The 12,031-nt window shown below is 56.0% G+C and carries 10 protein-coding genes; 3 read left to right on the forward strand and 7 right to left on the reverse strand.

Translation table 11 applies throughout. From position 1 onward, the window contains the following. From LGT44_RS11790 to LGT44_RS11825, 7 genes are all read right to left on the reverse strand, one after another. Window positions 1-1,902 (reverse strand): efflux RND transporter permease subunit (locus LGT44_RS11790; RefSeq protein ID WP_230333614.1); only part of this gene is annotated, 1,902 nt, incomplete at its 3' end. Then, window positions 1,883-3,400, reverse strand: a complete 1,518-nt coding sequence (locus LGT44_RS20030; RefSeq protein WP_268866450.1) for an efflux RND transporter periplasmic adaptor subunit — start codon at window positions 3,398-3,400, stop codon at window positions 1,883-1,885. The genes LGT44_RS20030 and LGT44_RS11790, both read right to left, overlap by 20 nt. Before the next feature lie 6 nt (window positions 3,401-3,406). Further along, a complete protein-coding gene (locus LGT44_RS11805; protein ID WP_230332674.1) occupies window positions 3,407-4,804 on the reverse strand; it encodes a TolC family protein in 1,398 nt (465 codons plus the stop codon). 87 nt (window positions 4,805-4,891) lie between these two features. After that, the gene (locus LGT44_RS11810) at window positions 4,892-5,146 is read right to left on the reverse strand and encodes a hypothetical protein (protein WP_230332673.1); all 255 of its coding nucleotides are present in this window, start codon (window positions 5,144-5,146) and stop codon (window positions 4,892-4,894) included. A 247-nt stretch (window positions 5,147-5,393) separates the two neighbouring features. Continuing rightward, entirely contained in the window at window positions 5,394-5,768 is a 375-nt protein-coding gene (locus LGT44_RS11815; protein WP_230332672.1) for a SirB2 family protein, read from the reverse strand. A 319-nt stretch (window positions 5,769-6,087) separates the two neighbouring features. Then, the gene (gene dtd / locus LGT44_RS11820) at window positions 6,088-6,522 is read right to left on the reverse strand and encodes a D-aminoacyl-tRNA deacylase (RefSeq protein WP_230332671.1); all 435 of its coding nucleotides are present in this window, start codon (window positions 6,520-6,522) and stop codon (window positions 6,088-6,090) included. A 75-nt stretch (window positions 6,523-6,597) separates the two neighbouring features. Then, entirely contained in the window at window positions 6,598-8,568 is a 1,971-nt protein-coding gene (locus LGT44_RS11825; protein WP_230332670.1) for a methyl-accepting chemotaxis protein, read from the reverse strand. 104 nt (window positions 8,569-8,672) lie between these two features. On the opposite strand from LGT44_RS11825, the gene LGT44_RS11830 reads away from it, so the two are divergent. The 3 genes from LGT44_RS11830 to ntrC all read left to right on the forward strand — a co-directional run bounded on the left by LGT44_RS11830 (window position 8,673) and on the right by ntrC (window position 12,020). Further along, window positions 8,673-9,185, forward strand: a complete 513-nt coding sequence (locus LGT44_RS11830; protein WP_225692165.1) for a DUF4124 domain-containing protein — start codon at window positions 8,673-8,675, stop codon at window positions 9,183-9,185. Between the two features lie 325 nt (window positions 9,186-9,510). After that, window positions 9,511-10,587 (forward strand): nitrogen regulation protein NR(II), encoded by a 1,077-nt coding sequence (glnL, locus tag LGT44_RS11835; protein ID WP_186435967.1) that lies wholly within the window; start codon window positions 9,511-9,513, stop codon window positions 10,585-10,587. A 2-nt stretch (window positions 10,588-10,589) separates the two neighbouring features. Continuing rightward, a complete protein-coding gene (ntrC, locus tag LGT44_RS11840) occupies window positions 10,590-12,020 on the forward strand; it encodes a nitrogen regulation protein NR(I) (RefSeq protein WP_145469798.1) in 1,431 nt (476 codons plus the stop codon). Window positions 12,021-12,031 lie beyond the last annotated feature (11 nt).

The following is a 12,031-nucleotide window of genomic DNA, read 5'->3' on the forward strand; positions in this document are numbered from 1 at the left end:
ACGCCACTGATCTCTGGGCTTCAGCTGAATAAAGGTTTCGATCATGGTTAATGGTGCCGGGTCGGTCGCCGTTTCCGCACGGCCGATTTTTCCCATAACAGTTTCCACTTCCGGAACACTGCGGATTAATTTATCGGTTTGCTGCAATATCTGCCGCGCTTCACCGATAGACAAACCCGGATAGGTAGTCGGCATATACATTAAATCGCCTTCATCCAGTGGCGGCATAAATTCGCTGCCGATTTTTGTCAGCGGATACAGGCTGGAAAGCGCCACCAGCAGCACCAGTGCCAGCAGTGTTTTCGGACGCGCAAGAACCCGTTGCAACAGCGGCAGATACAGTGCCTGCAGAGCACGGTTAAGCGGGTTTTTATCTTCCGGCTGAATATGGCCGCGAACAAAATAGCCCATTAATACCGGCACCAGGGTAATGGCCAGAATAGCAGCCGCCCCCATGGCATAGGTTTTGGTAAAGGCCAGCGGGGCAAACATCCGCCCTTCCTGCGCTTCGAGGGCAAACACCGGCAGAAAACTCAGGGTAATAATCAGCAGACTGAAAAACAGCGCCGGGCCAACTTCCTGCGCCGAGCGGCTGATCAGTGCCCAGCGTTCACTGCGTTCGGCGGGTGACTTTTGTTCTTCGGCTTCCAGATGTTTGTGCAGGTTTTCAATCATCACAATGGCACCATCGACCATGGCACCAATGGCAATGGCTATACCGCCAAGGGACATAATATTGGCGTTAATTCCCTGCCATTTCATCAGTACAAAGGCGGCCAGAATACCCACAGGTAAACTCAGTACGATGACCAGCGACGAACGCAGATGAAATAAAAACAACGCACAGACAATGGCAACCACCACAAACTCTTCGCTGAGTTTTTGCCATAAATTATCGATAGCACTATCGATCAGCCGGGTGCGGTCATACACCGTGGTAATTTCGATACCGGCCGGCAATGAGCTCTTTAAACGCTCAATACGCTGTTTAACGCCGGCAATGGTCGCTTTGGCATTTTCGCCAAAGCGCATCACCACAATACCGCCAACCACTTCGCCATCACCGTTCAGCTCGGCAATACCGCGACGCATCTGCGGGCCGGTACTGATGCTGGCAACATCTTTCAGTAATAACGGCACGCCGGCACTGTCGATACCCAACGGAATATTTTCCAGATCGATAATGCTGCGTATAAAGCCGGTGGCGCGCAGCATGGTTTCCGCTTCGGCCATTTCAATCACCGAGGCACCGCTTTCCTGATTCGATAACTGCAGCGCATTCACCACCAGCGACAGCGGAATTTTATGTGCCGCCAGCGCCACCGGATCGAGCTGAATCTGGTATTGCTTCACCATACCGCCTAATGGCGCAATTTCGGCAACACCGGGCAGACTCTGTAATTCGAATTTTAAAAACCAGTCCTGATAAGCGCGCAGATCCGCCAGCGAATGCTGTCCTGTAGGGTCGCTCAGAGCATAAATAAATACCCAGCCGACACCGGTCGCGTCCGGGCCTAACTGCGGCCGTGCCGCTTCCGGCAGGCTGGGCGCAATCTGGCTTAAGTACTCCAGCACACGTGAACGCGCCCAGTACAGATCGGTGTCGTCATTAAAAATAACGTACACATAGGAATCGCCGAAAAAAGAAAAACCGCGCACGGTTTCTGCACCCGGCACCGACATTAATGCCGAGGTCAGCGGATAGGTTACCTGCTCCTGCACAACCTCCGGTGACTGGCCGGGGTAACTGGTTTTAACAATCACCTGCACGTCGGATAAATCGGGAATAGCATCCACCGGTGTACGCGATAAGGCGTAAAAACCGCCACCAACCAGCATCAGACTGAGCAGCAGCACCAGCAGGCGGTTGCGTACCGACCAATCAATGATGGCTGTGATCATGCATCACCTCCGCTGGCTGGTTATCGCTTTCCATCTGCTCATGATTCATCTGTGAATGATCCATGTTCGAATGATCCATGTTCGAATGATCCATGTTCGAATGATCCATGTTCGAATGATCCATGTTCGAATGATCCATGTTCGAATGGTCCATCTGCGAATGATCCATCTGCGAGTGATCCATATTCGAGTGATCCATATTCGAGTGATCCATATTCGAGTGATCCATATTCGAGTGATCCATATTCGAGTGATCCATATTCGAGTGATTCATCTGCGAATGATCCACTTCATCATCAAAGCGGCTCAGGTCGGCACCGATGGCCGATTCCGAATCCAGCATAAACTGCGCACTGGTCACCACCTGCTGGCCTTCTTTCAGGCCACGCAGAATTTCGACGTTATCCTGTCCGGTGCGGCCAACCATAACCGCCTGAGAGCGGAAGCGGCCATCACCCAAAGCCAGCACAACCCGTGGCTGTACGCCGTCATCAATCAGGGCGTTACGCGGCACCTGCAGTACCGGTTCACTCTGTTTCTGCAGTTGTGCCTGGGCAAAATCCCCCGGGCGCCAGTTACCGCTCTGGTTATCCAGCTGCAGGCGCACCGTCTGGCTGCGCAGCTCGCTGTTCAGCAGTGGATACACACTGTCAGCCATAAGCTCGGCCGACACACCGTCACGCCGTTGCAGCACAACCCGATCACCAGCGCTGAGCCAGCCGGCCAGCGACCCCGGCAAACGCACGTCCACCCACAGGCGGCTTAGATCCGCGATCCGTAATAACGCCTGCTCCGGCATTACCCGTGCTCCCGGCATCAGATTCAGCTGGGTAATCACACCATCCTGCGGCGCCACGATCGCCACCTGCTGGCGCACCTTGCGATCGCGGCGCAGCTGCTGCAGCCAGCCGGCATCCACACCCAGTGCTAACAGACGGCTCTCCGCCGCGCGGATCAGCGCTGGCTGACGGGCTTCCAGTGCGCCCAAAAGTTCTTCCTGTGCGCTGATAATGCGCGGGCTGTAAAACTCAAACAGCGTCTGTCCGGCGCTGACGCGCTCGCCCACGGCAAACACCTGCTGGCGGCTGATCCAGCCTTCGCTGCGCACCTGGATCTGCTGTTCGTACTGCGGATTCACCTGAATTTCCGCCAGCGCCAGCGCCTGCTGCACCAGCGGCACCCGCTCTGCTGCAGCGCTCTGTACGCCCAGATTCTGTTCTACCGCAGGACTGATGCGGATGGTGCCCGGTGCGTCTTCGGCACCGCTGTTGTCATCGGCGTAGACCGGCACCAGCTCCATCCCCATCGGCGACAGGCCGGGTTCAGGGCGGCGATAGTTAGGGTCCATCGGCGCAACCCAGTAAAGTGGCTGCGGTTCAGCACTGGCCTGTGTTTCTGCCGCTTCTGTTTGTGGTTGCTGTACCGACATCAGGCCGGCGCCGAGACCGGTACCTACTGCCAGAGCCAGTAATAACGGCCATTGTTGTTTCATTGTCATATCGTTTTATTCCTGTTCAGTACCGTGGCCGGATGTCATGCCTGGCTGCGCAGCAGAGGCGGCAGGCGACGGTGCAGAAAATCCGGGGGCATAAAATTCAAGGCGGATTGCGGTTTTGTGCAGTTCACGCAAAAGGTTAAGGCGTTCGATATCGCCGTTGAGGCGCTCCATCACCGCACGGATCACATCGTTAAAGTCATCTCTGTCCTGGCCGTAGCTGTTCTTTACCGCCTGTAGCTGGCGGCTGATCTGCGGCAACAGAGTCTGATCGTAAAATTCCAGCCGCTGGCGCTGCAGCTGATACTGAGCCCATTCGTTGCGTACTGCGCTGAGCAGCTGGCGTAACAACAGCTGCTGCCGGGTTTGTTCGGCTTCGCGGCGGCGTACACTGGCGGCCACCTTGCGCTCGTTGCGTTCGCCGTTAAACAACGGCAGGTCGACACTGACACCAACGGAAACAAAATCCGCACGGTCGTTACCCATCGCATCATCGCCGCGATAGCCGTAGCTGGCCTGAATGCCCCACTGCGCTTTGTCTTCCTGACGCGCCAGCTCGATATCAGCGGCGGCACTGGCGACGCGGTTTTCGGTCTGTGCCCACAGCGGGTGCTGCATCAGCACGGCGGCTAACGCCTGATCGTCAGGCATTGCATTTACCAGCTCTGCTGCGGGCTCAAAGCGGGGAGCATCTTCCAGCGCCAGAGCCGTCACCGCCTCACCCGGCGGCAGCCATTCATTCAGACGCTGACGCGCAGCCTGATACTGCTGCTGCAGATTCAGCAGGCGCTCACGGATACGCTGGGTTTCCAGCTCAACGCGCAGCAAATCCTGTTGCTGTGGCCCGCTGTCAGCATTCAGCCCGCTGGCGTTACGGTAACGGCGGTTCAGTACGGCAGCCTGCTGCTGCAGGTGCTGCAGGTGTTCGGCGGTCAGCTTTTCGGCCGCCTGAGCACGGGCGGCTTCCAGCCATAACAGTGATACTTCACGGCGTAACTCACGCGCGCGCAGCGCCTGATTTTCACGGCTGAGGCCGGCCATCAGACTTTGCTTCTGCGCCTGCAGATCAAGGCTGTCACCACGCGGCAACATCTGGCTGATACCCAGCTGGATCTGGGTCATGGGTTCCTGCTCAAACGACCAGGAGTCGGTAGGAAGATTCTGCGCATTCAGCGCGATTTTCGGATTAGGCCAGTAGCGGCTGGCGGCGCTGTCCTGGCGATAGGCCTGCTCCAGCTGACGCTGACTGCGCAGCGCCGGGTCCGACTGCAGCGCGTAGCCGCGGGTCTGCTCCAGACCCAGACCCAGGCCCGGCTCCGCGGCCAGTACCCTGAGCGCAGGCCAGCACAGCAGCACAAACACAATGGCCTGCGCAGCGGGGTGGCGGCCGGTAAAAAACAACATCATGGAAATGCTCCACTTTCAGCAAATCAAAAAGACACAAAGATAGGGGGGCTGTTACCACCAATACCTGTGCGGTTCTGTAGCAATGATTCAGCTGAAAATGGGGGGACGTTGCGGCAGGGCCAGCACCACGGCAGCAGCCGGGCGTGGGTCGTAGCGGGAAAAACTCTGCTGTTTGCTGCGTATCGCACGCGGCATATCCAGCGTCATAGCAAAAGAAGAACAGGCACCGGCACAGCAGGGGCAGGATGCATCACAGTCGGCCATCGTGGCGCTACTATGTGTACCGGTGTGCATACTGCTGTTGTCTGAGACGTGCTGAGCGTCGCCGCTCATATCGCTCATCGACATCATATCGTGGCAGGCAGGCAGGCATGGTATGCATTGCTGCCGGCGCCTGAGAGTCTCCGCCCGCCGTCATCTGTACCAGCTCATTCTGCGCTGCCATTTGCCAGAGCATCAGAGCCTGACTGTTGGCACCCAGCACTACTCCAAACACCAACGACAGCACCAGCAGCCCCTGAAGAGGGCCGCGCAGCCGGCGGTTAATGGATGAAAGGCTCAGTGTCAGCAAGTTTCTGTCCTGTATTGATCAGAAATACGAAAACCAGGATACAACATTATGCGTCTTTGCCACGCCAAGAACATAGGCATAACTCAATAACGCCATAAAAAATGCACTGCGGCTGGCGCGCTTGATCGCGGCGGTGCCAAAACCGATGTACAGCAGCAGACCAATCACTTTACCGGTCAGCCAGGCATCGGTCAGCGGGTACTGAGCAATGCGGATACACAGCATAACGGCAAACACCAGCAGCAGGGTATCGAGCACATGAGGCAGTATTTTCAGCAGTTTGTTCCGGCGCCATACCGGCGCGAAATAAAACAGCATAAAGCGGCCGGCAAACAGCAGGACGGTTAAATAGGCCAGGCCTGCGTGTGAGTGTTTCAGTACAGAGTAATCCACGGCAATCTCCGTTATCGCAGCCGTTACTTGCCCGGAATCGGCAGAGGCTGGCAGCGGTCTGATAAAAAAGTGGCGGCGAGCATAGCAAGAAGTGTCCGACGATTCACCCGCACAGCCAAAGACAGAACCGATATGGCCCGATGGGCAACACAGAGCAAGCAGAAATCGCGCGCGTCTAGCAGGCTGTTGATTTTCGTTTTCGAGGCAGTCTATGCAAGGCAAAAACCGGCGAAAAAGCGCAGTTTACAGGTCGTAAATGAGCATTTTGAGTCGGTTTTTAACACTGCAGTGGCAACGCAGATAGAAAATCAACAGTCTGCTAGACCTCAAGCCAGAAGGTTACCGGGCCATCATTCGTGAGGGACACTTTCATATCGGCGCCAAAGCGGCCGCTGGCGGTGGTTACCTGTAACGCGGCCTGCCGCAGAAAATAGCGGTATAACTCTTCAGCCAGCTCCGGCGCTGCGGCGCGGGAAAAACCAGGGCGGGTGCCTTTGCCGGTATCAGCCGCTAACGTGAACTGCGACACCACCAGCAACTCATAACCACAATCAAGCAGGCTGCGGTTCATACGCCCCTGCTCGTCGGCAAAAATACGGTAGTTCAGTACTTTATTCAGCAGCTTATCGGCACTGGCGCTGCTGTCGTCACGCTGTACACCAAGCAATAACAGAATGCCTTCACCGATGGCACCAGTGGTTTCGCCATCCACCACCACGCTGGCGTTGCTGACGCGCTGAATCAATCCGATCATACAAACCCTGCCCTGCAAACAAAGGCGCAGAGAATAACCGCTCAGCCTGCGCGCGCAAACCTGCACGCGCTGGCGTCAGTGACGGCTGATGGCGTGCAGACGCTGCGCCACGGCGGTGTAATCACGGCTCATATCATTCAGATGGCTGGCATCCTGTGCATTCTGCTCCGACAAATTGCGGATACGCTCGGCCAGCTGATGAATTTCCTGCGCAACCCGCGTCTGTTCATCCACGGCGGTGGCAATGGTCGCCGTGCGGCCCTCAATATTACTGAAGGCGCTGACAATATCGGCAAAGCTGTCGCGCGCTTCCTGCGCCCGTTCGATTGACTGACGCGACAGCTCACGGCTGTTTTCAATCACCTGCACACCAGAGCCTGCGGCCTGCTGCAGCTGGGTGATCATCTGTTCGATCTCGCTGGCGGAGGCCTGGGTTTTACCGGCCAGAGTACGTACCTCATCGGCCACCACGGCAAAACCGCGCCCCTGCTCGCCGGCCCGGGCCGCCTCAATAGCAGCGTTCAGGGCCAGCAGGTTGGTCTGTTCAGAAATCGCCTTAATCACCGCCAGTACGGCTCCGACCTGCTGCGAATCGGTGGCCAGACGCTCAATCACCTGCGAAGCATTGCTCAGCGCATCGGCCAGCCGGCCAATGGCTTCACTGTTTTCGGTGACCACCCGCTGCCCCTGATCAACCACGGTGCGCGCTTCGCTGGCGGTCTGCGCGGCAGTGGCGGTGTTCTGGGCCACTTCTTTGGCGCTGGAAGCCATTTCACTGACGGCGGTTGCCAGAGTGTTATTTTCATCCAGCTGGGCATGGGCGCGGCGGGTCAGGGTATCGCTGAGACCATTCAGACCATCGGCACCTGTGCGGATACCTTCGGCTTCGGTGCTGATGTTACGGAGGATGCCGCCCAGATAATCGGCGTAATCATTTACCGCCTGACGTAAGCGCCCGACTTCGTCATCACGGCTGACGGTAAGACGGGTGCTGATCTGACCGTTCACCAGGCTGCGGACCTGCGCCGTGGTTTCTTCCAGCCAGCCGATAATCTGCCGGCCAAAGACAATCATCACCAGCACAAACAGCAGAATCAGCGGTACCAGACTGGAATACAGCATCAGCGACAGTGCACTCATGGTCTGCAGAGCAACACCCTGCGGCAACAGCATGCCCACCTGCCAATGCTGTTCCTCCAGACTGCTCAGAACCAGCAAAGCCTCGTCGTCCGGCACCACGCCGGCAGGTACAGCAACGCCACTGCGGCCGGCACTCAGCAGTGTTTTCAGCGGTGCCAGACTGCGGTCTTTGGAGGCCAGTTCATCCAGTGTTTTCATGTCCAGAGACTGCGCGCGCAGACCCGGTGCAGCGACCACGGTACCGGTCTGATCAACCACGAAGGGATAAGCCTGAGCAATTTCGCGATGCCCCTGCAGTAATTTACCCAGACCGCTGAGCATCAGATCGACAGTGGCAACACCCCAGAATTCTCCCTGACGACGAATAGCCACGGTGCAGGTGACCATTGGCGTGCCGGATACCGGATCGGCATAGGCTTCCGACCAGGCACACTGCCCCGGCGCCAGCGTGCGCCCGATGCTGTACCAGCCCTCGTTGTGATAACCCGACCCCGCCGGATCGTTATAATCGTTCAGCAGTTGCAGACGACCCTGACTGTCACGCGCCCAGAACAGCGAGGCACGCTCCCGCGCCGGGTCCAGACGTTGCGGCTCTGGCCAGATACCGCCACCGGCAATGGCACCATTACCAAATTCGTCCACCAGATCGCGTAAATGAGTGATAAATGTTGTCTCATCCAATGGCAGTGTTGCACCCAGTGCCGCCATACTGCGCGTCAGTGATGCTGTGGCCTGCAGTACGCCATGGATTTCGGCAGCAATGCCCTCGACCCGCAGCTGCGCACTATCCTGCGCTTGCTGATACAAACGTGGCTCGGCAAGATAGTGGGTAAGAAGGTAGATACAGAGAACAGCGCCCAGCAGCAAAGATGCACCGGCCAGCCAGAGTTGTTTACGAATTAACATAGAATACGCCCGGAAGGTGATTATTTTCAGTCTAGTGAGAATTCCTGACTCTTCCGGATAACCACCCTCAGCACAGCAGGATTACCATGACAAAGAAGACACTGATGTCACTCATTCTTTTATTAACAGCCTGCACCAGTCTGGCGACCGAGGTGTACATCAGCCGCGACGCTAACGGTAACGTCATCTTCAGTGATAAGCCGGGACAGAACTCCGAAAAACATGCGGTAAAAGAGCTGCCGTCCATTCCAGCCTATGTGCCTCCTCCCAGTGCGCACCAACCAGCCAAGGTGAACGAACCCAGCTTTAACTACACCAGTCTGAGTATTATCACCCCAAGCAATGGTCAGGATATTCCGACCGGTTTCGCCGGTAATGTTGAGGTGTCCGGCGTACTCAGTCCCGGCCTGCGCGAGGCCGACACACTTTATCTGCTGGATAACGGCGAAGTGTTACGTCAGGGACGCCAGACATCCTTCCAGCTCACCAACCTCAGCCGTGGCGAGCATGGCCTGCAACTGGTCGTGCGTGATAAAGCCGGCAACACCATTATCAGCAGTAACCTGGTGACCATTTATGTTCAGCGCGCTTCGGTTCTGAACCGTTCAGGCCGTTAAGGCCTGTTAACGCGGCCGGCACTGGCCTTAAAACCAAAGCACCAAATTCGAGCACAAAAATACTGCAAAGCACTGTTTTTGTGCGCTTAATTCTCCTGTATGTTCGTTCATGTTCGACTTAGCAACATGAATCGCCTACCCCGGCGCTAATATTGTGCATCCCTCCCATAACCTCTGATATATGGCTCAGTTTTTGCTGAAAGCCAGTTGCACAATGTTTTAGCGGCCTGACAGATGGCCACGACTGCCCTCTGGATAAGTACTGGTGGTGCGGTCTGACCCACGCCTCACGCGGCGTTTTTACAGGCAGCAAACGGAGACAAGCATGCTGGCCAGCCCGATCATCAATCAACGCTTACTGGAACACCTGAATACCGGTGTTCTGCTGCTGGACGCCGATCTGACCGTTCTTTATATGAACCCCGCAGCCGAAGCCCTGCTGGAAATGAGTGGCAAGCGCTGTCTGGGCGTGCCCTTTTTTGAACTGGCCATCGAATCTGAAGAAGCGACCAGCGCGCTGGAGCAGGCGATTATTACCGGCCACTCCTATACCAAACGTGAAGCCACTATTCAGCTGCACAATCAGCAACAAATGACGCTGGATTACAGTGTCAGCCCGGTATCCCATCCGGAAAGCCGCCTGCCTTCGCTGCTGATCGAGCTGCAGGGGCGTGACCGGCTGATGCGCATCAGCCGCGAAGAGCAGCTGATCGCCAAACAGGAAACCACCCGCTCTTTGGTTCGCGGGCTGGCCCACGAAATTAAGAACCCTCTCGGTGGTATCCGCGGTGCCGCGCAACTGCTGGAGCGTGAATTACCTTCGGCCGAGCTGAAGGAATACACCAACATCATTATCGAAGAAGCCGACCGCCTGCGTGATCTGGTCGACCGTCTGCTCGGCCCGCGCCAGATTCCGAAACAGGAACAGGTTAATATTCACGAAGTGCTGGAACGTGTCTGCCAGCTGATCGATGTTGAATCGGCCGGCCGCATCAATATTGAGCGCGATTACGATCCATCCATTCCGGAGCTTGAGGCCGACAAAGGTCAGCTGATTCAGGCCCTGCTGAATATCTGCCGCAACGCCATGCAGGCAATGCTCGAAGCACAGCCGCCACTGGCACAGCCACAACTGAGTTTACGCACCCGCACCGTACGCCAGTTTACCATTGGCCATCATCGTCACCGTCTGGTCGCACAGATCGATATCAGCGACAACGGCCCGGGCATTCCCGAAGAATTACGCGAAAATCTTTTCTACCCGATGGTCAGCGGCCGCGCCGACGGCACCGGGCTGGGATTATCGATTTCGCAATCCATTATCAATCAGAAGAACGGCATCATTGAGTTTGTCAGTGATGCCAGTAAAACCGTCTTCTCTATTTATTTACCTCTGGAATAACTATGAGCACTGTCTGGATTATCGACGACGACAAATCAATCCGCTGGGTTCTGGAAAAAGCTCTGGAACAGGCCAATATCACCACCCGCGTCTTTGAACAGGCGGAGCCGGCACTGGCAGCGTTAAAGCGAGAACATCCGGATGCCATTATTTCCGATATCCGGATGCCCGGCATGGATGGTCTGGCGTTATTACGTCATGCTCATGAAGCTCACCCGGATTTACCGGTGATTATTATGACCGCCCATTCCGACCTGGAAAGCGCGGTATCGTCCTATCAGCAGGGTGCGTTTGAATATTTACCCAAGCCATTCGATGTGGATGAAGCAGTCAGCCTGATTCATCGTGCGATTGCACACTTCGCCGAATTAAATGCCAATGCGCCGCAAAGCGAAGAAGAAACCGAAGAGCATGAAATTATTGGCGAAGCGCCGGCCATGCAGGAAGTTTTCCGTGCCATTGGCCGCCTGTCGCAATCCAATATTACCGTATTAATTAACGGTGAATCCGGTACCGGTAAAGAACTGGTTGCCCATGCCCTGCATAAACACAGCCCACGTTCGGCGCAGCCGTTTATTGCCCTGAATATGGCGGCTATTCCCAAAGACCTGATCGAATCAGAATTATTCGGCCACGAAAAAGGCTCCTTTACCGGTGCCGGCGGTCAGCGTCGCGGACGCTTTGAACAGGCTAATGGCGGTACTTTATTTCTCGACGAAATCGGTGATATGCCGGCCGATACCCAGACCCGTTTATTGCGTGTTCTGGCCGACGGTGAATTTTACCGCGTAGGTGGCACCACGCCGGTCAAAGTGAATGTACGGATTATTGCCGCAACTCACCAGAACCTTGAAGGCCTGGTTAAAGAAGGACGTTTCCGCGAGGATTTATTCCACCGCCTTAACGTTATCCGTATTCATCTGCCACGTCTGGCGGATCGTCGTGAAGATATTCCGAAGTTACTGTCACACTTTTTAAAGCGTGCCGCCGAAGAGCTGGAAGTCGAAGCCAAAACCCTGCGCAGTGAAACCGAAGATTATTTAAGCTCGCTTGACTGGCCGGGTAACGTGCGTCAGCTGGAAAATACCTGCCGCTGGATTACCGTCATGGCGTCCGGCCGTGAAGTATTAATCAGCGATCTGCCTCCGGAACTTTTGGAACAGCAAGGCAGTATTCATACCTCCGGCAACTGGGAACAGGCTTTACGCTACTGGGCAGATCAGCAACTGGCCAACGGTGTTACCAATCTGCTGGATACCGCCGTACCGGTGTTTGAACGCATTATGATTGAAACGGCACTTAAGCATACCGCCGGACGCCGTCGTGATGCCGCCAACCTGCTGGGCTGGGGACGCAATACGCTGACCCGTAAAATCAAAGAACTGAATATGGATGGCCACGGTTCTGATGATGACGATGACAGCGACGAATAACGTCGCTTTGC

This window comes from Thalassolituus alkanivorans, assembly GCF_020447205.1.
GTDB lineage: Bacteria > Pseudomonadota > Gammaproteobacteria > Pseudomonadales > Oceanobacteraceae > Venatoribacter > Venatoribacter alkanivorans.

Bases quoted from the DNA above. Each gene is read 5' to 3' on its own strand.
- LGT44_RS11810 (WP_230332673.1), bottom strand. From the start codon at position 5,146: ATGAGCGATATGAGCGGCGACGCTCAGCACGTCTCAGACAACAGCAGT.
- ntrC (WP_145469798.1), top strand. From the start codon at position 10,590: ATGAGCACTGTCTGGATTATCGACGACGACAAATCAATCCGCTGGGTT.
- glnL (WP_186435967.1), top strand. From the start codon at position 9,511: ATGCTGGCCAGCCCGATCATCAATCAACGCTTACTGGAACACCTGAAT.
- LGT44_RS11830 (WP_225692165.1), top strand. From the start codon at position 8,673: ATGTCACTCATTCTTTTATTAACAGCCTGCACCAGTCTGGCGACCGAG.
- LGT44_RS20030 (WP_268866450.1), bottom strand. From the start codon at position 3,400: ATGACAATGAAACAACAATGGCCGTTATTACTGGCTCTGGCAGTAGGT.
- LGT44_RS11805 (WP_230332674.1), bottom strand. From the start codon at position 4,804: ATGATGTTGTTTTTTACCGGCCGCCACCCCGCTGCGCAGGCCATTGTG.
- LGT44_RS11825 (WP_230332670.1), bottom strand. From the start codon at position 8,568: ATGTTAATTCGTAAACAACTCTGGCTGGCCGGTGCATCTTTGCTGCTG.
- dtd (WP_230332671.1), bottom strand. From the start codon at position 6,522: ATGATCGGATTGATTCAGCGCGTCAGCAACGCCAGCGTGGTGGTGGAT.